This is a genomic window from Lacibacter sp., assembly GCF_035299325.1.
In the GTDB taxonomy this organism is placed as follows: domain Bacteria; phylum Bacteroidota; class Bacteroidia; order Chitinophagales; family Chitinophagaceae; genus Lacibacter.
The window spans coordinates 122,141-147,745 of the sequence record NZ_DATGWT010000002.1; the positions used below are offsets into that span (position 1 = coordinate 122,141).

The window sequence follows — 25,605 nt, forward strand, 5'->3', positions numbered from 1 at the left end:
TCAAATGCAATCAGAAAAATAAATGTTGCAATACTGGAACGCAGTAATTTCGTTGGCATCTCTGCTTTTCCAGCAAAAGTGAAAGCAGTCAACCAATAACGAACGATCATTTATTATGAATCAGAAATCAGCAGGCTTAATTGAAACAATGCGTTGGTACGGCCCAAACGATCCGGTATCACTTTCAGATATTGCACAATCAGGTTGCAGTGGTGTTGTAACAGCACTGCATCATATTCCCAATGGTGAAGTGTGGACAGTAGAAGAAATTAAAAAACGTATTGCAGAAGTGGAAGCTGCCGGTTTAACATGGGATGTGGTTGAAAGTGTTCCGGTGCATGAAGCTATCCGTCGTCAATCAACAGGCTTTGAACAGTATATTGAAAATTATAAACTGTCTATACGTAATCTTGGTGCATGCGGTATCAAGGTAGTAACGTATAATTTCATGCCTGTTCTTGATTGGACACGAACTGATCTTTATTACACGATGCCTGACGGCAGTAAAGCTTTACGTTTTGAACGTGCTGCATACATTGCTTTTGATGTATTTATTCTCGAACGAAAAGGAGCAGCAGATGAATACACTGCAACTGAATTGGAGAAAGCGAAAGCAAGATTGCAAACAATGACGGAAGATGAAAAGCAGTCGCTTATCCGCACCATCATTGCAGGTTTGCCAGGCAGTGAAGAAAGTTTTACTGTTGCTGATTTTGCAAATGCATTATCTGCTTATGATACAATTGATGCAACAAAACTCAAACAACATTTAATTTATTTTCTGCAACAGGTAACTCCGGTTGCAGAAGAAGCGGGTGTGCAATTGGTGATCCATCCCGATGATCCGCCACATCCGATTTTTGGCTTACCAAGAGTGGTAAGTACAGAAGCAGATATCAATGATCTCATTGCTGCTGTTCCATCACCTGCAAATGGCTTGTGCTTCTGCACCGGTAGTTTTGGTGTGCGTGCAGACAATGATCTGCCCGGTATGGTGAAACGTTTGGGCAGCCGTATTCATTTCTTACACTTACGCAGTACGCAACGAAATGCGGATGGTGATTTTTATGAAGCCAATCATCTCGAAGGAAATGTAGATATGTATGCGGTGATGAAAGAAGTGGTGTTGCTCATGAAAAAAGAAAACAGGCGCATAGTTGTTCGTCCTGACCATGGTCATCAAATGCTTGATGATCTCAGCAAAAAAACTAATCCCGGTTATAGTGCTATCGGTCGCTTGAGGGGATTGGCTGAATTGCGTGGGTTAGAATTAGGTATTGCCCGTGCTGTCTGATTCAATGAGAAAGAATGCTGTTCACGCAATTCTTTGAGGAACGATCGTGTCCATTAACGATCGTTCCTCTCCAATAACTCCCGTTACTTTTTTACTGCCTTACAAATGGATCAATCACGTCTACCCACACTTTGTAACCACGATCGTTGAGGTGGAGGCCATCGGTTGTTAAATCCTGCCGCATAAGTCCTTGGCTGTTTGTAAATGCTGCATGAAGATCAATGGTAGTATAAATGCCAGCTTCTCCGTTGCGTTTGATCATGGTATTGATGAGCTGGGTATTCATTTGTATTTCGGCAGTAGCGGGTAGAATTGTTTGTACATAAATTCGTGTTGAAGGCGATCCGGCTTTTATTTTTTTCGTAATCTTCAGAATATTATTTGCTATATAGTCTGCAGATGTAATTCCTCCTCCACCTTGTAAATTATAAATGTCATTAACGCCAATGAGAAGAAACACCGCCTTCGGTTTGTAATAAATAATCTCCTGGAGCCGCATTAATACACCATCTGTTACATCGCCGGCGATGCCTCTGTTACGGATACCGTTCAGACCGAATTTCACACCCCAGTCTCCGCCCTGTTCAGTTAAGCTATTACCTATAAACACAATTTCGCCAGACTTCAATGGGTTATTCCTGAAAGAATTAATTCTAACAATATAGTTATTCCTCGACCATTCATTATTGTGATGCTGTATTACTGTAGTTGCCGACGGATATAGTGTATCCAATCCTTCTCTTGTAGGTCCGCTGCTTGTTTTTTGGCAACCGTAAGTTAAGAAGGCCAACAACAGCCATAAATTGAAATGATTTAATGCTGGCTGTTTGCGTGCATACTTCAAATGCAAAACGACTTCGGATGTAAGATACCTGAACATGATGTAAGAAATTTTATAAGTTAAGTAACCGTTTGTGAGCTTAAATGTAAAGCGACGGCTCTCGAACCACTTATCTCTGCATTCATAGTTTTGTTCTTATTCATCATTTTTAGAAAAGAAGCAGCTTGAAACAGTAAAAACGTGAATTTCTGACCGCTTTCTTTGCAGCAGCCAGTATATACTTTTGAATGTTAGATTTCTAAGATTTAGCGTTAGCCTCTATTTCTTTCAAATATTGCGTTGGTGATTTGCCAAATTCCTGCTTAAAGGCTTTTGAGAAATAAGATTGCGTTTGAATGCCCACGCTGTACATGATATCTGTAATTGAATGTTCGCCCTGCGTCATCAATAGAGCTGCTTTTCGCAAACGGATTGTTCGGATGAAATCTCCAATAGGTTGGCCCGTTATACTTTTGATTTTATTATAAAGTTTCGTCCGGCTCATACCAATTTCGGTGCATACAAAATCAATATCCATTTCAGGATTCGGCAGATTCTTTTCAATAATAGCAAGCAGCTCCTCCAGAAATTGTTTGTCCTTCGAGGAATGTGCCAGCTCTTTTACTTCAGCATATTGATCTTTGCGATAGTGTTCCTTTAGTTTCTCCTTTTGTGCAAAAATGTTCCGCATGGTCAATTGCAGCAGATCAATACTTAGCGGTTTTGAAAAATAATAATCAGCACCGGTCTCCGTTCCTTCAATGCGTGATTCCAATCCATCTTTTGCGGTTAATAAAATGAACGGGATATGCGCCGTTTCAACAGTTGTTTTGGCGAGCCGGCAATAGTCAATACCATCCATCACCGGCATCATAATATCGCTGATGATAAGATCGGGGAAATGCTCCAGTGTTTTTTCCATCGCCTCTTTTCCATCGGCTGCTTCAATGATCTTGTATTGTTGTTCTAGTGATTCTTTCAGGAACGAGCGTAACTCTGCATGATCATCTGCAACGAGTACCAGATATTCTTTCGATGTATTACTTTCTTTATCGGTTGGAGATACTGTGCTTGCTTCAACTGCTGTTGGTAAGATTGGTTGTGTAGCTAAGCTTTCCAGTCGCACAGGCGATTCCGTATTCTTCATCCACTGTTCTTTCTTTCCGTAGGCTTTTTTATTTACAGGAATAGCAATGATGATTTCAGTACCCTTGTTATATTCACTGTAAACAGAAATATTTCCCTTGTGCAGTTGTGTAAGTGTTTTAATGAGTGCTAAGCCAATGCCCGATCCAAGATGTGTGTCCGATACACGATAGTAACGTTCAAACAAATGCGGTATTGATTCTTTTGAAATACCGGTGCCGTTATCTGCAATAAGGAAGTAAATAAATGGTTCAGTTGAATGGTTATGTTTGATCAGTAACTCATTTTCAAACTTCGGTTGAAACTTCTCTAACGAATCCAGCACCTGCAATTCGATCTTTCCATAGTCCTGCGTGTACTTGAACGAATTACTCAGCAGGTTGATGATGATCTTTTCCAATACTTGCCTGTCGAACCATACAGCATTGAAATCTGTTGTGCCGGAAACGGTGAAGGATATATTTTTCTGTATGGCGAGTTCGCTGAACTCTTCTGCAATTTCATCAATGAACAGCGGAATATTCCCAGGCATTACCTGTAATTTCAATACACCCGATTCTGCTTTTCTGAAATCCATCAGTTCGTTGATCAGTTGCAGTAAACGATTGGCGTTGCGTTGAATCACCCGGTACATGTGGTTATTCGTAGAGCTGGCATCTTCCTTTAATAATTTTTCAACGGGGCCGGTAATCAGCGATAACGGTGTCCGGAATTCATGGGAGATATTGGTAAAGAACTGTAATTGCATCTGGTGGATTTCTTCTTTCTTTTCTTCTTCGTACCGTTGCAACTGAATTTTTCTGCGAATACGATAGATGTAAATGCCAGCAGCAACTAGGGCTGCTATCACCAGTAACCTGAACCACCAGGTTGCCCAAAAGGGTGGGGTAATGATCACCTGGATACTATAGCCTTTTTCATTCCACACACCATCGTTGTTGGATGCTTTTACAGTAAATGTATAAGTACCCGGACTTACATTGGTATACGATGCCCGCTGTTCAATACCTGCAATTATCCAATCGTTATCCCAATTCTCCAGTTTATATACAAAGCGATTGTTTTCGGAAGCCACATAATTTAATGCAGCAAAGCCCAAAGAGAAAGTGGCTTGCTTGTAACTGAGTTTCAGTTTATCGGTAAAGCTGATATCCTGATCAAGTAATTCGTTATTACCACCGATGACAGGTTTGTTGTGTACTTGTAAATCGGTAACAAACACCGGCGGCACAAATGTATTTACAGAAATATCATTCGGATAAAAACTGTTGAAGCCATTTACGCCACCAAAATAAATTTGCCCATCTCTTGTTTTCATGTAGGCATTGGCTTCAAATTCCATATCCTGCAAGCCATCACCTGTATTGTACGTTCGTACTGTTTTTGTTTTCGGATCAAGTTGTTTTAATCCATTGGAAGTAGAGATCCACAAGCGCCCGTTTTCATCTTCCACAATTCCTTTAATGAATACAGAAGCTAACCCGTCTGCTTCAGTAAAAACAGAAAAGCGGTTTGCATTTTTGTCATACAAATACAAGCCTGCTTGTCCTGCCCACAAATTGCCTTTACTATCGGTAAACAGTACACGTAGATCTGGTTTCTTATCATCCTGGTGAAAATAATGTTCAAACTCTCCGGTTACAGCATTCAGTTTATTCAATCCACCATCATCTGTACCAATCCATATATTGCCTTCTGCATCTTGTATAATTGAAATGATATTGTTACCAATTATAGAGGTAGCACCGGTTTTACTTTTTTGAACAGGTGAGAATTTTTGGCTTTTTTTGTCGAACAGATGCAGCCCGCCAAAATATGTACCAATAAACAGGTTACCGTTTTTATCTTCAAATATGCATTGGATAAAGTCGGAAGTAAGAATGCCTGATCTTTTATCAGCACTATTAAACCGGGTGAAATTATTTGCAGTTCTGTTATACAACCCCAATCCGCCACCCCATGTAGCGATCCATAAATTACCATCTCTATCTTCCGTTATGTCCAGCACTTCGTTTGAACCAAGCGTGGATGGATTAAATGGATCATGTTTGAAATGTGTAAAACTGTTTTGCTTACGATTAAATAAATTCAAACCACCTCCATCGGTGCCTATCCAGATGTTTCCAAGCCTGTCTTCACAAAATGCTTTTACATCGTTATAACTTAAACTGTTTTTGTAAGGCTTTTGTCGGTATAGATTAAATTTTTCCGAACCCGGTGTATATAAATTAATGCCACCCCTGTGTGTACCAATCCATAAATTGCCTTGTTTGTCCTGATAAAATGCAGAAACAGTTCGCTGGCTTAAGCTGTTAGGGTTATCGGGTTCATATTGATAATTATAAAAAGTTCCGGTTGCGGCATCAAACTTATCAAGTCCGCCATTTACACAACCAATCCACGTTTCCCCATTTTTACTTACAGAAACCGATCGCAGCATATTGCTTCTGATGGATGATGGATCGGCAGCCTTATGGAGATAATGTTGAACAATGCCCTGCGTTGGATGCATAATGATTAATCCATGATACTCCGTGCCTAACAGTAACCTTCCCTGCAAATCTTCGGCAATAGAACGTATGCCTTGTTTACCTGTTTGAACCGGTTGCGGGTCGATTGCTAAAAATGCGTCACTCCTTTTATTATATATATAAAGACCACTTTCCGTACCGGCCCACAGATTGCCCCGGCTATCTTCAAAAAAAGTATAAATGTTTAATTCTGTTACCAGACCGTTTGCAGTTTTCTGGCAGGCAATCCGCTTGAAGCTTTTTGTTTCCGGTTGATACTTGTTTGCTCCGCCGCCAGTTGTGCCAATCCAGATGCCGCCCTTGGTATCTCCATAAATTACCGAAATGTGATTGTGGCTGATGCTTGTTGCATCGTTCCGCTTTTGCTTTAACCGCAAAAAACGGTTCAGCTTCGGATCAAATATGTTGAGGCCATTGATCGTACCCACCCAGAGGCGATGTTGCTTGTCTTCGTAAAGGCTGGTAATATAATTATCACTGATGCTGCTGCTATCGGTGCTGCTGTTTCGGTAAACGATCATCTGCGAACCGTCGTACCGGTTCAATCCATCTCTTGTTCCAAACCAGAGAAATCCACGGTTGTCCTGCAGAATTGTTTCAATCGTACTGTTTGATAGTCCGTTTTCACTTTTAATATGGCGAAAGTTGATGGCAGGTGTTTGTGCAACACTATAAATAGATAGAAAGCAGGTAGAGATCAAACAACTGATGCGCAAAAAAATGGACGGTAAACACATGGCGAAAGAAGAATGCAGTTGAAAAGTAATCGTTTCCGGTCAAGTTAGCACAAAAGATTGTTTCAAAAACACAGGCTATAAAAGAAAGACGAATAGAAACAAATTTCGGATTGCTGGGATAAAAGCCTGCGCAGCAGGTGGGTTAGATTTGGTTTCTTAAGCAAGCCATAGATTTTTTAAAACAAAACTGCTGTATGATGAAATTGAAAAAACGATTGGGCCGGTATGGCCTCGTAATTCTCCTGCTCTTAGTAAATCAACTCATTTTTGCACAGGCACGCACCGTTACCGGTAAAGTAACAGACGGAACAGGGAATCCGTTAGCCGGCGTTACCGTTGCGGTAAAAGGCAAACAAAATGCTACAACCACTGCAACCGATGGTGGTTTTAGCCTCAGTAATATTAATACCGGCGATGTGGTTGTTTTCAGTTCGGTTGGTTATAATACGATTGAACAAACAGTTGGCGCCGGCTCCAGCTTATCGATCGCACTTGTTACAGCTGCGGGTAACCTTAACGAAGTTGTGGTTGTTGGTTACGGTAGTACCAGAAAAAGAGATCTTACCGGATCGGTCGCTACTGTTTCATCAAAGGATTTTCAAAAAGGACAAATCTCCACACCCGAACAAATGATCGCCGGTAAATTACCCGGCGTCTCCGTGATATCGAATGGTGGTCAACCCGGTTCGGGAAGTACCATCCGCATCAGAGGTGGTTCGTCTATCCGTGCCAGTAATGATCCGTTGATCGTGATTGATGGTGTGCCGCTTGCTGCTGGTGGTATTTCCGGTGCAGGTAATCCGTTGAGTTTTATCAATCCTAATGATATTGAATCCTTCACGGTGTTGAAAGATGCATCGGCTGCCGCCATTTATGGCACAAGAGCATCGAATGGTGTTATCTTAATTACAACGAAGAAAGGAACTGGCGGAAAATTGCGTATGAATTTCAGTACATCAGTTTCTGCGTCAACTGTTGCAAATAAAGTAGATGTGTTAAGTGCCGATGAATTTCGTGAAATCGTGAATGCAAAAGGAACACTTGCACAAAGGGCTATGCTGGGTACCGCCAATACGGATTGGCAGGATGAGATCTATCAAACAGTACTGGCAACAGATAATAATCTTACCATCAGCGGCGGACTTAAAAAATTACCGTACCGGGTTTCATTTGGTTACACCAATCAGAACGGCGTGTTGCGTACAGATAATTTACAACGTACATCAATAGTACTTGCATTGAATCCTTCTTTCTTCAACAACCATTTAAAAGTTGATCTTAATATAAAAGGAAGTGCACAGCAAACTCGTTTTGCAAACACAGGTGCTATAGGTGGTGCTATCAGCTTCGATCCAACACAGCCTGTTTATTCTGAGGAGTATGATAACCGCTTTGGCGGTTACTATGAATGGCGCTCTGCTGCTACGGCTACCGGTTTGGTAAATCTTGTTGGGCGTAATCCTCTTGGTTTGCTCAATCAAACAGTAAACAGAAGTAATCCATACAGAAGTATCGGTAACCTGCAACTCGATTATAAGTTTCATTTTCTTCCTGAACTGAGAGCAAACCTGAATATGGGTTATGATGTATCGGAAGGAAGAGGTACAACGTTCGTGTCGGACAGTGCTGCTTCTGCTTATGCACCAGGTGGTGTTGGTGGAGAAAATAATAAGTACAGACAACAACGCACAAATACTGTTTTTGATTTTTATCTTAACTACAATAAGCTTTTCAGCAAGATCAAAAGCAGAGTAGATGTAACTGCTGGTTATTCGTACAATAATTTTCTTGCAACCAATTATTTCTATGCCAGCTACAATGCACAAGGTGTAAAATATCCGAACTCCGATCCTGCATTTGCATTTGATAAACCGGAGAATACATTGGTTTCTTTCTTTGGTCGATTGAATTATACCTACAATGATAAGTATCTCTTAACTGCAACTCTGCGTCGTGATGGTTCAAGCCGTTTTGCAGGCGATAACAAATGGGGTATGTTCCCATCGGTTGCATTTGCATGGAAAGTGATGGATGAGAAATTTCTTACAACAAGCAAAGTGTTTTCTGATTTAAAGCTGCGGATCGGTTATGGTGTAACAGGTCAACAGGACGGGATCAATAACTATGATTTCCTTTCGTTTTACGGCCTCAGTTCACCCAATGCTACTTACCAGTTTGGTAACGAGTATTACCAGATGTATCGCCCCGGTGCTTACAACCCAAATATTAAATGGGAAGAAACAACAACAGCCAACATTGGTTTGGACTATGGTTTCTACAACAACCGTATTACCGGTAGCATTGATGTCTACCATAAAAAAACAACCGATCTGTTGAACAGTATTCCACAACCGGCCGGGACAAATTTTTCTGCGTTCTTTATTGCCAACGTAGGCAGTATGGAAAACAAAGGTGTGGAGTTTAACATCAATACAGAACCTGTAAAATCAAGTACATGGAATTGGGATGCAGGATTTAATGTTACGTTCAATAAAAACGAGATCACTAACTTAACTGTAGTTCCGAAAGATGCTACCTACCGTGGCATACAGGCGGGCGGTATTGCAGGTGGTATTGGTGGTGGTTTTTCACAAATACAACAAGTTGGTTACAGTCGAAACACCTTTAATCTTTATCAGCAGGTATATGACAAGGATGGTAAACCGCTGGAAAATGTATTTGTTGATGTGAATGAAGATGGCATCATTAACCAGGATGATCTTACAAAAACAAAAAGTGCAGTACCCGATCTGTTCATGGGCTTTAGCACCAATGTCAGTTACAAACGTTTTTCAGCGGGCTTCGTATTAAGAAGCAGCATTGGTAACTATGTTTACAATAACGTGTACAGTAATGCAGGTAACCAGTTGCAGATACTCGGCAACTATGTATTGTACAATGCATCTGCTAATTATCTCGAAACAAAGTTTAATGGTAACAGTAATAACCTGTTGAGCGATTATTACATTCAGAATGCTTCTTTCCTGCGTATGGATAATCTTACGTTTGGTTACGATGCAGGATCAATTCTGCGTAAGAAAGCTACACTTCGTTTGAATGCATCTGTACAGAATGTATTTGTATTAACAAAGTACAAAGGTCTTGATCCTGAAGTAAGCTCCGGTGTTGATAATAACCTCTATCCACGCCCACGCATTTTCACATTGGGTCTTAATCTTAATTTTTAATCTCATCGAAAAGTAACAACTGAAAATAAATTGTATGCAACAACATCTTCTTAAAACAGCAGTGCTGCTCATTACAACAGTGAGTGTGTTCACTGGCTGTATTAAAAAACTTGATCTTGTTCCGGTAAATGATATTACGGCTGATGCAGTGTATGCCACTGCACTCGGTTACAAACAGGCCTTGGCGAAAGCTTATGGTTCATTTGCACTCACCGGTAACTCGGGTGGCGGGGGTTCACCCGATGTGTCGCCACAAATCATTGCGGATGAAGGTAACTCTGATTTTCTTCGTCTTTACTGGAACCTGCAGGAGTTAACAACCGACGAAGCTGCATGGACATGGCAGAATGATGCCGGTGTACGAGGTTTGAAAGAAATGAGCTGGGCATCGAGTAATCCCATTATTGCAGGATTGTATTACCGCTCGTTTTTTCAAATCACAGTTTGTAACGATTTTATCCGTCAATCAAACGACAGTAAAATAAGTGAACGTGGATTTAAAGGAAATGATGCTGCAGAAATAAAAAAATACAGAGCAGAAGCCCGCTTTCTCCGTGCTTATCAATACTGGGTGTTGATGGATTTGTTTGCAAGTCCTCCGTTTGTTGATGAGAATGCACCGATTGCAACAGGTTTGCCAAAACAAATCAGTCGTGCAGAATTATTCACCTACATCGAATCTGAATTAAAAGCAATTGAACCGGAACTGGCCGCTGCAAAAACAAATGAATATGGCCGTGCCGATAAAGCTGCTGCATGGGCATTGCTTGCACGTTTGTACTTGAATGCAAAAGTGTACACAGGAACAGAAAAAAATACAGAAGCCATTGCTAATTGCCAGAAGATCATACAGGCCGGTTACACATTGCATCCAACTTATCGCAACTTAACTATTGCCGATAATCATTTGAATACAGATGAAAATATTTTCACCATCAACTACGATGCCCGCTATACACAAAACTGGGGCGGTACAACTTACTTAGCACATGGCCCTGCTGCAGTACCGGGAAGCATTTCGGGCACAAGCGGTAACTGGGGTGGCTTACGACATACACAACAGTTTGTTGATCTGTTTCCTGATGCATCCGGTAATACCGATACACGTGCACAGTTTTATACAACAGGACAGAATAAAACCATGGCCGATCTCTATGTTGGTACGGATGGTTATTCATCTTTCAAATACAGAAATAAAACAAGAACCGGTGCACCTGCACCGAATGCAGATCCAAATGGTAACTGGACAGATATTGATTTTCCATTATTCCGTTTGGGTGAAATTTATTTGATCTATGCAGAAGCTGTGTTAAGAGGTGGAACAGGTGGCAGCAGTGCGCAGGCATTAACCTACATCAATCAACTGCGTACACGTGCATACAACGGAAGCAACGCAGGTAACATCACTGCAAGTGGTCTTACACTTGATTTTATTTTGAATGAACGTGGCCGTGAATTGTATTACGAAGCACACAGAAGAACTGATCTGATCCGCTTTGATAAATTCACAACTGCTTCTTATCTGTGGGCATGGAAAGGTGGAGTGGCAGCAGGTCGTGCAGCCGATCCTAAATACAATATCTTCCCAATACCAGCTACTGATCTGTCATCGAATCCTAATTTGAAACAGAATACCGGTTATTAAGATTACGTCAAACTAAAACGAAAAAGATGAAACAAATTATAAATAATGTAACAGCAATACTCATCTTCAGTTTGATATTGCTTGCATGTAAAAAAGAAATTAATCAAACAGTGAAAGGAGATGGCATTGCACCGGTGGTTACGTTGTCAAAATCTGCGCTGGTTCTTTCCGCTGCTACTGCAACAGATACGGTACTGAGCATTAGCTGGACAAAAGCTGACTTTGATTTTAAAGCTGCTATGAACTATACTGTTGAGTTGGTGAATGCAGAAAATACATTCAGCAGCGCCGTATCAATAAGTACGGGAGCAAACAACCGGTTAAGTTTCCTCGGTAGTCAATTGAACGAAATGGCCATAGGCCTTGGTCTTGCACAAGGAAGCGCAGGTGCAATTAATATCCGTATCAAAACGTTCCTGAGCGATTCGGTATTTATCTATTCGCTCGTTTCGAAACTTACCATTACCACTTATCAGGTAGAGTTTCCTGCATTGTTGGTGCGGGGCGGTAATAGTTGGGTTACACCTTCAACCAGAACAAAAGGATATGTACTTACATCGCCGAACTATGATAGCAAGTACGAAGGCTATGTGTACTTTCCGAATGCCGATGGTTGGGGAGGAGACGGCTTAAAGCTTCAGGTGCAGAGTACAGGAGTGCAATATGGTTGGGGTGGAAGCCAAACCACAATGACAGCAGGTTCGGCCGGTAATCTTTGGTTTACGCCCTCTCCAAATTATATGAAAGTAAATGCGGATATCAACACCGGAACAGTAAACTTTGAACCTGTACAATTCTTTCTTTCAGGAAATCATAACGGCTGGAGTACATCCGCAACACCAATGACATATAATGCCAGCACTCACCAATGGGTAGCAACGAGTGTGACTTTTAATGCAGGCGATGTTTTTGTTTTTACCAGTAATGGTAATTACAACATTAGCTATAAAGTAAATAACGATGGTAAACTCATTTATGCCGGTCCACCAACATGGGCAGGAAATAATATACCAGTACCGGGAGCAGGTACCTATACTGTTATACTGGATATGAGTGGCGGTAACGGAAGTTATACCTTTAAAATTCAATAACACATATGCGTAAAATAACTGTCATCACTGTACTGTACATCTTTGCTATTGTTGCAACAGGTGGTTGTCAGAAAAAGAAAACGGTAGAACCAACTCCCACACCCGATCCTCCCGTTGTACAAACAGATTTTGCAAAAGGAGCGGATCTGGGTTGGCTTACTGAAATGGAAGCAGCAGGTAAAAAGTTTTATAATGCAGCAGGTGTGGAAACAGAAGGTATTGCTTTGATGAAATCACTCGGTATGAATACCATCCGTTTGCGTGTGTGGGTAAATCCAAGTCCATCCTGGAACAATGCAGCGGATGTTGTAGCAAAAGCAGTGCGTGCAAAAAATCTTGGCATGCGTTTGATGATCGATTTTCATTACAGCGATTCTTGGGCCGATCCCGGTAAACAAACAAAACCTGCAGCCTGGTCAACAATGAATTTTACCGAACTGAAAAATGCATTGGCATTGCATACGACTGATGTGTTGACGCAATTAAAAAATGCAGGTGTTACGCCGGAGTGGGTGCAGGTTGGTAACGAAACAAATAACGGCATGTTGTGGCCCGAAGGGAGAGCATCAACAAGTATGAGCAATTATGCACAATTGGTAACTGCAGGTTACGATGCTGTGAAAGCAGTTTTTGCCTCTGCAAAAGTGATCGTGCATGTATCTAATGGTTGGGATAATAGTTTGTTCCGCTGGAACATTGGCGGGCTCATCAGCAACGGTGCAAAGTTTGATGTGATCGGTATGTCGTTATATCCTTCTTATGTTGCAGCAGGCTGGGCAAGTGCCAATCAACAATGCCTTAACAATATGAATGATATGGTTGCACTTTACAATAAAGAAGTGATGGTGGTGGAAGTAGGCATGCCTTGGGATAGTGCGCCCGATTGTAAATTATTCATCACTGATCTGATTGCTAAAGTAAAATCAGTAACCAATAAGAAAGGGTTGGGTGTGTTGTACTGGGAGCCGCAATCGTATGGCGGATGGAAAGGGTATACACTCGGAGCTTTTGATAACAGCGGTAAACCAACGGTTGCCATGGATGCATTTAAAAATTAAGGTTCCCTAAAAACAGATATTATGTGCCGTTACCGGCATTAGAAGACTGATGTAGTTCAATCGCATCAGTAGTTTTTAAAAAATTTCCTTCGTTTCTACGGAGGAAATTTTTAGCTATATCCGATTAACAGCAATACTTTTACAAGGTTTAGAAAAGATAGTATTATGAAAACGGCTTATTTACCGAAGATCAATTTCTGATCTTTTTAAGTAAGCAGGAAAGAATAACGAATGAAACAAAAACAGATTACATTTTTTGCGGCAATGATTATGTGCATTTGCAGCTTTGCACAACGCAAACAAATAAACATCGATAACAACTGGAAATTTGCCTTCGGTCACGCAGCCAATCCTGAAAAAGATTTCAACTACAGCATCAAAACAATTTTCTCAAAATCGGGTGGAGCATTTGGCACAGCCATCGACGCACGGTTTAACGATAGTAGCTGGCGCACACTCAACCTGCCACATGATTGGGCGGTTGAATTACCATTTGCTTACGTTGATAATTTTGATGTTGAGAGCCATGGTTACAAACCTGTAGGCGGATTGTTTCCTGCAACAAGCATCGGTTGGTATCGTAAACATTTTACTGTAGCAAAATCAGATTCAGGTCGTCGTTTTCAATTACAATTTGATGGTATTTTTCGTGATGCACAGGTTTGGATCAATGGATTTTATCTCGGCAATAACAAGAGCGGTTATGTGGGTGTGAATTATGACGTAACTGATTTTCTAAATTACGATCGAAACAATGTTATTGTTGTACGTGTTGATGCAACACAATACGAAGGCTGGTTTTACGAAGGTGCAGGTATATATCGTCATGTATGGCTAAACAGTTATCCCAACACACATATTGCAACTGATGGTGTGTTTGCGTATGCAAACATCACAGGCAATAAAGCAACGCTGAATGTAGAAACAACTGTTGCGAATGAATATACTGCAGGTGGAAATTATTCGATCAATACTTATTTGACCGATAGAAGTGGTGTAAGGATCGGTACAGGGAAAGAAATATCACTTGCTATTAACACTAACGAAGAGAAAACGTTAAAGCAGACCATTAGTGTAGCGAATCCAACCTTATGGTCGTTGGAGAATCCTTATCTCTATCGTGTAGTAGTGGAGTTGAAACAAAATGGAGTGGTGGTGGATAGCAAGAAACTTCGTTTTGGTTTCCGCACAATTGAAATTAAACCCAACGGCGTTTTCTTAAATGGAAAGCATGTAAAGATATTTGGTACAAACAATCACCAGGATCATGCAGGTGTAGGAAGTGCATTGCCTGATTATTTGCAATACTATCGCATTAGTTTGTTGAAAGAATTTGGATCAAATGCATATCGTACGAGTCATAATGCACCGACACCAGAGTTGCTGGATGCATGTGATAGTTTGGGTATGCTGGTAATGGATGAACAACGCTTGCTGAATAGTGGTGCTGAGTACATGGATCAGTTTGAACGCTTGGTGAAGCGTGACCGCACCCGTACTTCTGTTTTTATGTGGAGCATTGGTAACGAAGAAGGATGGATTCATACCAACTCATTCGGTAAGCGTATTGCAGAAACCTTTATTGCCAAACAAAAGCAACTCGATCCAACACGCACCTGTACTTATGCAGCTGATTTGGCAAATGTGTACAAAGGTGTGAACGAAGTAATACCTGTCCGCAGTTTCAATTATCGTCAGTTTGCTGTGGCCGATTATCATAAAGATCATCCGGATCAACCGATCATTGGTACTGAGATGGGCAGTACGGTTACTACACGTGGTGCATTGGAAAAAGATTCTATCCGTGCGTATGTACCAGACCAGGATATTACAGCTCCATGGTGGGCAAGCCGTGCAGAAGAGTGGTGGAAGCTGGCTGCAACAAACGATTTTTGGTTAGGTGGTTTTATCTGGACAGGTTTTGATTATCGCGGTGAACCAACACCGTACAAATGGCCGAACATCAATTCACATTTTGGTGTGATGGATGTATGTGGCTTCCCGAAAAATATTTACTACTACTATCAAAGCTGGTGGACCGATAAAGATGTGTTGCATATTTCTCCGCACTGGAATCATCGTAACGAGTGGGGACAACCGAAAAAACAAATTGATGTGTGGGTTAACAGTAATGCAGATAATGTTGAATTGTTTTTGAATGGAAAAAGTTTAGGTAAGAAAGACATGCCACGTAATGGTCACCTGCAATGGAAAGTAGAATTTGAGCCGGGCAAACTGGAAGCTGTTGCATTTAAGAACGGCAGACGTTTAACAAGCAAAGTTGAAACAACAGGTGTACCTGTTGAAGTGGTATTGACGCCTTACAAAACAACCATGCTGGCCGATGGTAAAGATGCAACAGTGATGAATGTTTCTGTTGTTGATCGAGAAGGTCGTGAAGTACCCGATGCAAACAATATGATCTATTTTAAAGTAGAAGGTGATGCAAAAATTATTGGCGTTGGCAATGGCGACCCCAGCAGTCATGAAGCAGATAAATGTGCAGATGGTTTGTGGCAACGCAGTTTGTTCAATGGTAAATGCCAGGTGATTATTCAGTCGGGAACAAAGCCCGGCATATTTAAAGTTGAAGCAAGTGCAAGAAATTTATTTACAGGCTCTACCGATGTTATTACAGTTGATCCGGTAAAAGCAGCAACGATTACCATTGATGAAAAGTATAAACTGAAAGGGGAAGCAGCAAAGCCAAGAGTGGTGGATCAAATGATGGGTGCTGATATTTCGTTCTTACCCGAACTGGAAGCAAAGGGAATGAAATTCTCTGACAAAGGTGTAACCAAAGATGCAATAGAGATCATCAAAGAGCATGGCATTAACTATGTGCGCTTACGCATCTTTCATGATCCTGCACAGGACAGTGGTTATTCACCAAAGAAAGGTTTCTGCAATCTCGACTACACCAAGCAAATGGCGAAACGTGTAAAAGCGGCCGGTTTAAAACTGTTGCTCGATTTTCATTACAGCGATTACTGGGCCGATCCCGGTAAGCAATACAAACCTGCTGCATGGAAAGGTCTTTCGTTTGAAGAGTTGAAGAAAGCTTTGTATGATTATACAAAGATGGTGATGGAGGAACTGAAAGCACAGGGCACGACGCCTGATATGGTACAGGTGGGCAATGAGATCAATCATGGAATCGTTTGGCCCGATGGTAATGTGGCAAATATCGATCAGCTGGCGCAACTGCTTTGTGCAGGAACAGCTGCAGTAAAAGCGGTTGAACCAACAACGCAAATGATGTTGCATGTTGCACTCGGCGGACAAAACAACGAATCGGTTTTTTTTATTGATAACATGCTTGCACGTGGTGTTCATTTTGATGTTATCGGTCAATCGTATTACCCAAAATGGCATGGTACTCTGGCTGATCTGGAAAATAATCTAAATGATCTTGTTCGTCGTTATAACAAAGATGTGATTGTGGTGGAGTATTCTGCGTTGAAAGAAGAAGTGAATAAAATTGCATTCAGTTTACCAAATGGGAAAGGGAAGGGCACTTGTATTTGGGAGCCACTAAGCTCGTGGGAGCAATTTTTTGACAAGGATGGTAAATCGAATAAGTACTTACTTCTGTATGATGAGATGAGTAAGAAGTATTTAAAAAAATAAATACATTGTCTGTTCATCAGAAGGTGAATAGACAACTGTTACTTACTCAACAAATAATCTCTCCACCAATAACCACTGTCTTTTATGGTACGAAGTTGTGTATTAAAATCTACATGTATCAAACCGAACCTTGCGTTGAATCCTTCACCCCATTCAAAATTATCCATGAGTGTCCATGCTAAATAGCCTTGTATCTTAACGCCTTCCTGTTTGGCTTTATACACGGCAGCGAGGTATTGTTTGAAATATTCGATTCGTTCTGTATCATGAACAGAACCATTCTTCAGTGTGTCTTTAAAACATGCTCCGTTCTCCGTAACAATAATTGATTTTACGCTGCCATAGTTCCAGTAACGTTTCAATAAACGATAAAATGATTCAGGATTAATTTCCCAGCCCAATGATGTATGTGGTGCTTTTCTTGTTTTGGCAGGCACTTCACTTGCCTGTATGTATGGAATAAGTGAATTGTGTTTTACAGTTACAGAGAAATAATTCTGCAGCCCGATAAAATCAAAATCGAACTGCATCCGTTCAGTATATCGCCACGCTTTTGTTTTAAGATGCAGCTTATCGATCAATGGAAAATCTTCGTTTGGATAATTTCGTCCAAGCGTTGGTTCAATAAATAAACGGTTGAGTAAAATATCCAAACGTTTAGCTGCTTCTATATCTTCTCTTTTAGTTGTGAACGGCACAACTTCGCTGCACGAAAAGCTTGTTCCGATGACAGCATCCCGAACACGTTTACGCAAAATCCTTCCACCTTCTGCCTGGGCAAGTACTGCATTATGAATCGCAGGAAAAAAATGTTCCAAGCCTGTTTTGCCTGGTGCATGTTTGCCAAGCATATATCCAAGTGAAGTAAAACCCATTGGTTCGTTAAGGACGATCCAGTGTTTTACTTTGTCTCCGAATTCTTCTGCACAGAATGTTGCATAACGTGTAAACCATTTCTGCATGTGCACGCTTGTCCAGCCGCCTTCTTTTTGTAATGCTTGTGGAAGATCCCAATGATAAAGTGTTGCGAATGGCGTTAATCCTAATTGCAAACATTCATCGATCATACGATGATAGAAAGCAACACCTTCTTTATTTACTTTGCCTGTCCCTTCAGGAAAAATGCGGCTCCAGGAAAATGAAAAGCGGAATACATTAAAGCCAAGTGCTTTTACAAGCAGGAGATCATCTTTATAACGATGATAAAAATCGCAATTCTCTGTTGGTTTGGCGCTGCCTTTTATTTTTCCTTGTCTTCGTGCAAACACATCCCAGACAGAAGGGCCACGTCCGTCAACATTCCATGCACCTTCATTTTGTGCAGCCGCAATAGCCACACCCCATAGAAAGTCTTTTCCAAACGAAGAGGAGGAGGGTAAGTGCAAAAATTGATTTTTACAAAGCTGTGGTTTGAACGTGAACTGAATGTTAACAAATGAAGTTTACCAAAACCTCTGCAAGTTTTCTACTTCCGTTCATTGTTCTTTATTGATTCCCATGCTGCATCTGCTTTTTTAATATAGTTCTCAATATCTTTCTTCCACAGTTCACTTACTTCCTTATTATAGTTGAGATAGAGTTTACCGTTCACAATACTCCATGCATCAGGATCTGATTTTACTTTGTAACCACGTGAGCAACCAAACGCACAATGTCCTCCATATTGTGGAGCATATTTTTCGGGATTGGCTTTAAACAACGAGGCATGTTCACTTGTGGAAAAAAGCCATTTGGCCTCTTTCCAGGTAACAGTATGTTCATCATTCCCTTTTACCGGTTTACTCTGGGTAAAGTAAGCAACCACATCATAGCCATTCACAGCAATATTGTTTTTTGTGAATATCTGTTTTTGCTGTGCATTCATCTGTGCAGTCGAAAAGATCGTAAGTAGTGTAAGCAGAACTAGTTTTTTCATCTTTAAGAATTTGAACAAAGCTAAAAGATGAGGAGTGTGCAAAAGGTCGTGCAGCTTACAACAAATCCGTTAAACAATTTTAACGCTGATTTCTGTAGCAATGTCAGTATCAGGACAAATCGGGTTTGTACTTGCTTTTAGTTTTGTGTTACGTTAATACGGTTATTATGAAATGGACATCCGTCATCTTAGTTGCATTTATCAGTACTTCTGTTTCTGCCCAGGAAATAAAAGAATTGCCACGCACCAATCGCTTTGCAGATTTTACTGCAACCATCGGAGCATCGCAACAAACACTCGCTGCTTCCTATGTATATAATTGGCGTATGGGAAAGAAAAGAAAATTTGAATTGGGACTTGGCGTACGCAACACCGCATATTTTGGTGTGAAAAAAGATTTCTGGACAGCACCTGCTGATGTGGCACGTGGATCAAGTGTGCCATTCATTGTTGTGGTATCAGAACAAAGAACTGAGAACTGGGATACACTCACTGTACAACGTCCGTTCACCAACTCGTTGAACCTGTCGGCAAATTTTGGTTATCATATCAGCAGAAAATTATATGCAGGTTTCAATATAGATCTCATCGGTTTTACTGTTGGAAGAACAGGAAGTGCTATTTTCACAAGTAACGGGACAACAAGAACTGAACCCGAAGCAAAGCCGGCTCCTTTTAATCTTTTACTCACCGGTGATCTTGATCTTGGTTCGCTTAATTCAGAATTCTTCCTCTACTATCATTTAAACAAGCGCTGGAGTGTGAAAGGCGTTTATCAATTCATGTTTGTTGAATACAAAACAACCAATGTAAAACAAACAGTTCCAGAAGATGTTGATCGTTTCCGCAACAAAGCGAACAACGGCGGCATTGGTGTTGCATATCATTTTTAAAACGATCAATATGAAATACATTTTTGTTCTTGGAATTACTGCCTTACTTTTTGTAAGTTGTAAAAAAGAAGCGTCTACAACACCGGGTACAGATCCCGTTGATTCGGTGAATCAAACTGTACTGTATATGGGAAGTTTTGTAAATGGTCCTTGGGGTGCTGTCAGCGGACAGGCAAGAGTACTTCGTGCATCAAACGGTACTTTAAGCTTAGCGCTTGTGAATGTAAATATTTCGAATGGCCCGGATCTGTATGTATATCTTTCAAAAGAAATACAACCAATCAACTTTATCAGTTTGGGTAAACTCCGTTCAACAAGTGGCAACCAGGTATATGCAATTCCGGGAACACCTGATTTTGCACAATACAAATATGCGTTGATCCATTGCCAGCAGTATAACCATTTGTTTGGCAGTGCAACATTAGTGCAGTAGCAGCAATCAGAAGACGAGTATAAATGAACTTCCTTCGCCTTCTTTACTTTGCACACGAATATTGCCTTTGTGCAACAGCATGATCTGTTTGCAAAGACTGAGGCCAATACCACTTCCGTTTTTTCTTGTACTGAAGAATGGGATAAAGATTTTATCCAGAATTTCAGCAGACATACCGCTGCCGTTATCAGATACCTTGATCACTGTTTTACCTGCTGTGGTTGTGCTTGCAGTGAGAATGATCTGCGGATCGGGTTTATCTTTTACTGCTTCAATGGCATTCACCAATAAATTGATCAATACCTGCTCCAATAAATTAATATCTGCAACTATTGTAACTGCAGGATCTTTCAGGATAATATCCAGTTCGATCTGCTTCTGTTCCAGTGTTGGCTGCATTAACAAGTTGAGGTTTTCAAAGAGATCACGTACCAAGATTTTTTTGCTGTTGAGTGTGGTGATCTTATTCAGATTACGATAGGTTTCTGCAAACTTCAGGAGCCCTTCGCTTCGGCGTTGAATGGTTTCAATGCCAAGTGCAAGGTCATCAACCGAACCTTCTTTGTTCTGCAAATGCTCCACACTCTGATGTAGCCTGTTCTTTAATGTTTCTGCCAAGGATGAAATCGGTGCAACAGAATTCATGATCTCATGTGTCATTACACTTAACAGCTTGCGCCATGCTTCTGCTTCATTTTCATCCAATGCTTCGTTTACGTTTTGGAAAGCGATGAGTTTGAATGTTTGATCATCCGTTTGAAAAGCTGTGGCCGACAGCAACACTTTAAAACTTGTTTTATCATTTGTGGCTGTGGCAAGTTTACTTTCGCCGGTCTTTATATTGATCGCTTCCTTATATAATCCCTCGTCTCTTTTCTCCAATGAGTGAATGGTTTTTAAATAGGGGATACCCATCATCCGTTTAAATGATTCATTCATCCAGACAATTTCACCTGTATCGGTTTTGTAGGAAAGAATACCGGTATCAACAAGCTCCAGTATTTTCTGTAAGTAAACATATTGCGTTTCTTTCTCCCGGCTGATCACTTTAAACGTGGAGTTGATCTCATTAAATCCTTCACGCAATGGTTGTAATTCAGCAGGAGCATGTTTTACATTAAAGTGCCTCGAGAAATCTCTGTAGTGAATTGATTCAGCAAATTCTTTTACTTCGTTCTGTGCTTTGTTGAGTAATTGATAAAGATCATAAAACTGGTAACCAAGTATGGGTAAAAGAAATCCGGCATACAAGAAGTATTCTTTCACCAACAACCATGCAGCAACAAATAGTATTGCAAACAGCAATATCAATTTTATGAATAGTCTGAATTCGTAGCGTTTAAACATATTCTTGTTCTGTGTTTGATTTCGTCAGACGAGGGCGTCAGACGGGGCGTTTTACGGACTCAAATATCATACTTCGTCAATCTCCTGTACAACGCTGTTCTTGTTAAACCCAGTTCTTTTGCTGCTTTTGTAATATTACCATTATGTTTTTCAATAACACGGAGAATCGTATTCTTCTCCATGCTGCTCAACTTAAGATCCTGTTCATCTTCTTCAGCCTGCATGCGTGCAGTTTCGATTGGCGAAAAAATAAGATCACTTGCAGAAAGTGTATCACCTTCTGTCATGATCACTGCACGTTCAATACTGTATTGCAGTTCACGCACATTGCCGGGAAAAGGATGCTCTACCAATTTGTCAATTGCTTTTTTATCTAACTGGATATTTGGCTTGATGTATTTCTCCGCATACACCGTTACATAATGCTGTGCCAGTAATGGAATATCTTCTTTGCGTTTACGCAGTGGCGGTAATGTAATTTCAACGGTATTTATACGATACACAAGATCTTTACGAAAACGATTTTCATTGGCCAGTTCAGCTAAAGGAAGATTGGTTGCACAGATCAAACGAATGTCAACAGGAATCGGTTCATTACTTCCCAGCTTAATGATCTGCCTGTTTTGCAATGCCGATAACAATTTCGCCTGTTGTTGCAAACTGATATTACCGATCTCATCTAAAAACAAGGTACCGCCGTTGGCAGCTTCAAACCGGCCAATGCGTTCTTCCCTTGCATCTGTAAATGCACCTTTCTTATGACCGAACAATTCGCTTTCAAATAATGTTTCTGTTAATGCACCGGCGTCAACTTTTATAAAAGGTTTGTTTGCACGTAACGATTGCTGATGAATAGCATGTGCCACAAGATCTTTACCCGTGCCGTTTTCTCCAAGTATCAGAACGTTTGCATCGGTAGGTGCAATTTTTTCGATCTTCACAAAAATATCTTTCATGGCAGCGCTTTCACCCACCACCGTTTTACCGGCAGCGGCAGACGAAACAAGATTTCCTGAAGATTTATCTGCACCTTTTTTATTTAATGCTTCACGAATAGTGGTGATAAGTTTTTCGTTGTGCCAGGGTTTTATCACAAAATCAGCAGCACCTTCTTTTAATGATCGTACTGCAAGATCAATATCTCCATAAGCAGTGATCATGATCACCGCAGGCTGTTGCGTTTGCTCTTTGATTTTTTTCAACCAATAAATTCCTTCGTTGCCGGTATGAATGGTGCTGTTGAAATTCATATCAAGCATTATGAGATCAAAGCTTTGTTTGGCCAACAGGTGACGGATGTTTTCCGGATTCTTTTCGGTCACTACTTCCTTTGCTTCAGTTTTCAACAGCAATCGCACAGCTGTGAGAACATCCGTATCATCATCAATGATCAGTATGCGGGAATTTTTTAAATTCATTCTTTTATGTTCGATCGTACTGTTTGTATTCATGGCAGTACGTTCACCACCACAAGTTTACCATATTCGTAAAGTATTGACAACTAATTCTCAACAAAAATCCCAACCAAAGGAAACTGTATCAAAACCGTACACCTGTTGTATCGAAACCGTACACTTTTAATTTAAAGGAGAAAGTACTGGCATGATAACCAATGTATTAGCCCGTTGGCACGGTGTTATAGGTTATCTGCATGTTCTCAATTGATTTCTTTGGTTTCAAAAGTTACCCTGTTGTAACATCGGGGTAACTTTCAACGTCAAGAGAACAGATTTTAAAAAGGAAATTATTTTACATGGACAGAGTTATTGAAAAGAAGAAATGGAACACGAAACGCATTCTGACGATTGCAGGAATTGCAGCTATTGTTGGGTTGATTGCTGCCAGCGTTTATTTCACATCGGGCAAATCGAAGTTAAATGTAGATACTGAACGCATTACCATTGGCGAAATTAAAACAGCAGCCTTTCATGAGTTTATTACATTAAACGGAGTGGTGTTACCTGAAAGCACTATTTATCTTGATGCAATGGAAGGCGGAAGGGTAGAAGAAAAATTTGTAGAGGATGGAGCCATGATGACGAAAGGCCAGCCTATTCTTCGTTTATCGAACACCGATCTTGAATTACAACTTGCCAACCAGGAAACCCAGGTGTTTAATGTGTTAACCCAAATGCAGATCAGTAAAAATAATGCTGAGCAAAACTCCATTAACCGTCAGAACCAGGATGCAGAAGTTGATAATGCATTGAAAGAAGCTGAACGTGTATATATTCTCAATAAGAAATTGCATGAACAAAAAGTAATTGGCCTGCAGGAATTTCAAAGCAGTAAAAATTTATACGATTACCAGTTACGCCGGAAAAAATTAACGGAGCAGATCATGAAAACTGATGCAACAAGTATGAAGCAGCAGGTTGATCAAATGGGTGAAAGCTACCAACAGATGAAACGCACACTTGCATTGATGCGTAAAAAAGTAGGTGACCTGATCGTTCGTGCACCTGTTGATGGACAATTAACATCGCTTGATGCAGAAATTGGTGAGAACAAAAATAAAGGGCAACGTCTTGGACAGATTGATGTGATGAGTGGCTACAAGCTCCGGGTAGATATTGATGAACATTATATCAGCCGGGTGTTTGCAGGGCTGCTTGGTAATTGTGATGTGGCAGGTAAAACATATCAGCTGAAAATTAAAAAAGTATATACACAGGTTACTAATGGCCGTTTTCAGGTTGATATGGAATTTGCAGAGAAAGTACCCGAAGGTATCCGTCGTGGACAAACACTGCAAGTACGTTTGGGTTTGAGTGAAGAAACACAGGCCATTCTTTTACCGAAAGGAGGTTTCTACCAGCAGACAGGCGGTAACTGGATATTTAAGTTGAATGAAAACGGAACAGTTGCTTACAAAGTAGATATTCAACTGGGTCGGCAGAATCCTGACTACTATGAAGTGTTGAGTGGATTGAAACCCGGCGACAAAGTAGTGACCAGCAGCTATGAAAACTATGGCAATATGCAGGAATTAATCTTAAAGAAATAACAATGAAAAAGCAATTCATTTTGTTGATGGCGTTTGTTCTGATCTGTTTGCTGGGTGCAACATCTGTTGTTGTGAGCAACAATCGTACATGCGATCTTGAAGAACAAGAAGTAAAGCAACTGCCATCAAACGATTTTCTGTTGCACGGCCCTTTAAACTATTTTCAATTGTAAAAAAATCACATCAATGATAAAGATCACCAATCTCGAAAAGTTTTATCGTACAGAAGAAGTAGAAACTGTTGCATTGAACAAATTGTCAATGGAAGTGAAGGAAGGAGAGTTTGTAGCGGTAATGGGCCCCAGCGGTTGCGGCAAATCAACCTTGTTGAATATTCTTGGTTTGCTCGATGATCCTGATGGCGGCAGTTTCATGTTCAATGGAATAGAAGTGGCAGGTTTCAACGAACGCAAACGTGCCGATCTGCGTAAACGTAATATCGGTTTTGTGTTCCAGAGCTTTAACCTCATTGATGAGTTAACTGTGTACGAGAACGTTGAGTTGCCGTTGATCTATTGCAATATAAAAGCTGATGAGCGCAAGAAAAAAGTAGAAGAGGTGCTTGACAAAATGCAGATCATGCATCGTCGTAATCACTATCCGCAGCAGTTAAGCGGTGGTCAGCAGCAGCGTGTGGCGGTTGCACGTGCAGTGGTGAATAATCCCAAGCTTATTCTTGCCGATGAGCCGACCGGTAATCTTGATTCATCAAACGGTAATGAAGTAATGCAGTTGCTTACGGATTTGAATGAACAGGGCACAACCATCATCATGGTAACACATAGTGAGCACGATGCAAAATACAGTCATCGTATTGTCCGCATGCTCGATGGGCACACGGTTACGGAAAATATTTTGGTTTGATTAAAT

General features: G+C 40.7%; 17 protein-coding genes. 11 read left to right on the forward strand and 6 right to left on the reverse strand.

From position 1 onward, the window contains the following. Nucleotides 1-115 precede the first annotated feature (115 nt). Nucleotides 116-1,294: a mannonate dehydratase gene (gene uxuA, locus VK159_RS01380; protein ID WP_324228342.1), complete on the forward strand. Its 1,179-nt coding sequence runs from the start codon at nucleotides 116-118 to the stop codon at nucleotides 1,292-1,294. 91 nt (nucleotides 1,295-1,385) lie between these two features. Here the strand turns inward: uxuA and VK159_RS01385 are convergent, their stop codons facing one another. After that, complete coding sequence (locus VK159_RS01385; protein ID WP_324228343.1) at nucleotides 1,386-2,174, reverse strand: GDSL-type esterase/lipase family protein; 789 nt, start codon at nucleotides 2,172-2,174, stop codon at nucleotides 1,386-1,388. Nucleotides 2,175-2,373: 199 nt separating this feature from the next. Beyond that, a complete protein-coding gene (locus VK159_RS01390; protein ID WP_324228344.1) occupies nucleotides 2,374-6,528 on the reverse strand; it encodes a two-component regulator propeller domain-containing protein in 4,155 nt (1,384 codons plus the stop codon). Nucleotides 6,529-6,722: 194 nt separating this feature from the next. Here VK159_RS01390 and VK159_RS01395 point away from each other — a divergent pair, with 194 nt between their 5' ends. The 5 genes from VK159_RS01395 to galA all read left to right on the forward strand — a co-directional run bounded on the left by VK159_RS01395 (nucleotide 6,723) and on the right by galA (nucleotide 17,140). Continuing rightward, a complete protein-coding gene (locus VK159_RS01395) occupies nucleotides 6,723-9,716 on the forward strand; it encodes a TonB-dependent receptor (RefSeq protein ID WP_324228345.1) in 2,994 nt (997 codons plus the stop codon). A 34-nt stretch (nucleotides 9,717-9,750) separates the two neighbouring features. Next, complete coding sequence (locus VK159_RS01400; RefSeq protein WP_324228346.1) at nucleotides 9,751-11,361, forward strand: RagB/SusD family nutrient uptake outer membrane protein; 1,611 nt, start codon at nucleotides 9,751-9,753, stop codon at nucleotides 11,359-11,361. A gap of 26 nt (nucleotides 11,362-11,387) precedes the next feature. Further along, nucleotides 11,388-12,452 (forward strand): SusE domain-containing protein, encoded by a 1,065-nt coding sequence (locus VK159_RS01405; protein WP_324228347.1) that lies wholly within the window; start codon nucleotides 11,388-11,390, stop codon nucleotides 12,450-12,452. 5 nt (nucleotides 12,453-12,457) lie between these two features. Beyond that, complete coding sequence (locus VK159_RS01410) at nucleotides 12,458-13,510, forward strand: glycoside hydrolase family 53 protein (protein ID WP_324228348.1); 1,053 nt, start codon at nucleotides 12,458-12,460, stop codon at nucleotides 13,508-13,510. A gap of 231 nt (nucleotides 13,511-13,741) precedes the next feature. Continuing rightward, nucleotides 13,742-17,140, forward strand: a complete 3,399-nt coding sequence (galA, locus tag VK159_RS01415) for a beta-galactosidase GalA (protein ID WP_324228349.1) — start codon at nucleotides 13,742-13,744, stop codon at nucleotides 17,138-17,140. Nucleotides 17,141-17,178: 38 nt separating this feature from the next. Here the strand turns inward: galA and VK159_RS01420 are convergent, their stop codons facing one another. Then, nucleotides 17,179-18,525: a GH1 family beta-glucosidase gene (locus VK159_RS01420; protein ID WP_324228350.1), complete on the reverse strand. Its 1,347-nt coding sequence runs from the start codon at nucleotides 18,523-18,525 to the stop codon at nucleotides 17,179-17,181. An 80-nt stretch (nucleotides 18,526-18,605) separates the two neighbouring features. Further along, a complete protein-coding gene (locus tag VK159_RS01425; protein WP_324228351.1) occupies nucleotides 18,606-19,055 on the reverse strand; it encodes a YHS domain-containing (seleno)protein in 450 nt (149 codons plus the stop codon). Between the two features lie 167 nt (nucleotides 19,056-19,222). Between VK159_RS01425 and VK159_RS01430 the strand changes: the two genes are divergently transcribed. Both VK159_RS01430 and VK159_RS01435 read left to right on the forward strand, forming a co-directional pair. Then, nucleotides 19,223-19,948 carry a hypothetical protein gene (locus VK159_RS01430; protein ID WP_324228352.1) on the forward strand — a complete coding sequence of 242 codons (726 nt, stop codon included), beginning with the start codon at nucleotides 19,223-19,225 and terminating at the stop codon, nucleotides 19,946-19,948. 10 nt (nucleotides 19,949-19,958) lie between these two features. Next, entirely contained in the window at nucleotides 19,959-20,381 is a 423-nt protein-coding gene (locus VK159_RS01435; RefSeq protein WP_324228353.1) for a DM13 domain-containing protein, read from the forward strand. A gap of 6 nt (nucleotides 20,382-20,387) precedes the next feature. On the opposite strand, the gene VK159_RS01440 is transcribed toward VK159_RS01435, so the two are convergent. Continuing rightward, nucleotides 20,388-21,728, reverse strand: coding sequence for a HAMP domain-containing sensor histidine kinase (locus tag VK159_RS01440; protein WP_324228354.1), 1,341 nt, complete (start codon nucleotides 21,726-21,728; stop codon nucleotides 20,388-20,390). A gap of 59 nt (nucleotides 21,729-21,787) precedes the next feature. Beyond that, nucleotides 21,788-23,179 (reverse strand): sigma-54 dependent transcriptional regulator, encoded by a 1,392-nt coding sequence (locus VK159_RS01445; protein WP_324228355.1) that lies wholly within the window; start codon nucleotides 23,177-23,179, stop codon nucleotides 21,788-21,790. Nucleotides 23,180-23,481: 302 nt separating this feature from the next. Between VK159_RS01445 and VK159_RS01450 the strand changes: the two genes are divergently transcribed. From VK159_RS01450 to VK159_RS01460, 3 genes are read left to right on the forward strand one after another with little or no spacing between them, the layout of a single operon-like run. Beyond that, on the forward strand, nucleotides 23,482-24,735 hold the full coding sequence (locus tag VK159_RS01450) for an efflux RND transporter periplasmic adaptor subunit (protein ID WP_324228356.1): 1,254 nt from the start codon (nucleotides 23,482-23,484) through the stop codon (nucleotides 24,733-24,735). A 2-nt stretch (nucleotides 24,736-24,737) separates the two neighbouring features. Next, complete coding sequence (locus tag VK159_RS01455) at nucleotides 24,738-24,908, forward strand: hypothetical protein (RefSeq protein WP_324228357.1); 171 nt, start codon at nucleotides 24,738-24,740, stop codon at nucleotides 24,906-24,908. 13 nt (nucleotides 24,909-24,921) lie between these two features. Beyond that, complete coding sequence (locus tag VK159_RS01460; RefSeq protein ID WP_324228358.1) at nucleotides 24,922-25,599, forward strand: ABC transporter ATP-binding protein; 678 nt, start codon at nucleotides 24,922-24,924, stop codon at nucleotides 25,597-25,599. Nucleotides 25,600-25,605: the final 6 nt, after the last annotated feature.

Excerpts from the sequence above, each read along its gene's own strand:
- VK159_RS01445 (WP_324228355.1), bottom strand. The coding sequence starts at position 23,179 with ATGAATACAAACAGTACGATCGAACATAAAAGAATGAATTTAAAAAAT.
- VK159_RS01430 (WP_324228352.1), top strand. The coding sequence starts at position 19,223 with ATGAAATGGACATCCGTCATCTTAGTTGCATTTATCAGTACTTCTGTT.
- VK159_RS01400 (WP_324228346.1), top strand. The coding sequence starts at position 9,751 with ATGCAACAACATCTTCTTAAAACAGCAGTGCTGCTCATTACAACAGTG.
- VK159_RS01385 (WP_324228343.1), bottom strand. The coding sequence starts at position 2,174 with ATGTTCAGGTATCTTACATCCGAAGTCGTTTTGCATTTGAAGTATGCA.
- VK159_RS01460 (WP_324228358.1), top strand. The coding sequence starts at position 24,922 with ATGATAAAGATCACCAATCTCGAAAAGTTTTATCGTACAGAAGAAGTA.
- VK159_RS01405 (WP_324228347.1), top strand. The coding sequence starts at position 11,388 with ATGAAACAAATTATAAATAATGTAACAGCAATACTCATCTTCAGTTTG.
- VK159_RS01440 (WP_324228354.1), bottom strand. The coding sequence starts at position 21,728 with ATGTTTAAACGCTACGAATTCAGACTATTCATAAAATTGATATTGCTG.
- VK159_RS01450 (WP_324228356.1), top strand. The coding sequence starts at position 23,482 with ATGGACAGAGTTATTGAAAAGAAGAAATGGAACACGAAACGCATTCTG.
- VK159_RS01395 (WP_324228345.1), top strand. The coding sequence starts at position 6,723 with ATGATGAAATTGAAAAAACGATTGGGCCGGTATGGCCTCGTAATTCTC.
- galA (WP_324228349.1), top strand. The coding sequence starts at position 13,742 with ATGAAACAAAAACAGATTACATTTTTTGCGGCAATGATTATGTGCATT.
- VK159_RS01435 (WP_324228353.1), top strand. The coding sequence starts at position 19,959 with ATGAAATACATTTTTGTTCTTGGAATTACTGCCTTACTTTTTGTAAGT.
- VK159_RS01425 (WP_324228351.1), bottom strand. The coding sequence starts at position 19,055 with ATGAAAAAACTAGTTCTGCTTACACTACTTACGATCTTTTCGACTGCA.
- uxuA (WP_324228342.1), top strand. The coding sequence starts at position 116 with ATGAATCAGAAATCAGCAGGCTTAATTGAAACAATGCGTTGGTACGGC.
- VK159_RS01410 (WP_324228348.1), top strand. The coding sequence starts at position 12,458 with ATGCGTAAAATAACTGTCATCACTGTACTGTACATCTTTGCTATTGTT.
- VK159_RS01390 (WP_324228344.1), bottom strand. The coding sequence starts at position 6,528 with ATGTGTTTACCGTCCATTTTTTTGCGCATCAGTTGTTTGATCTCTACC.
- VK159_RS01455 (WP_324228357.1), top strand. The coding sequence starts at position 24,738 with ATGAAAAAGCAATTCATTTTGTTGATGGCGTTTGTTCTGATCTGTTTG.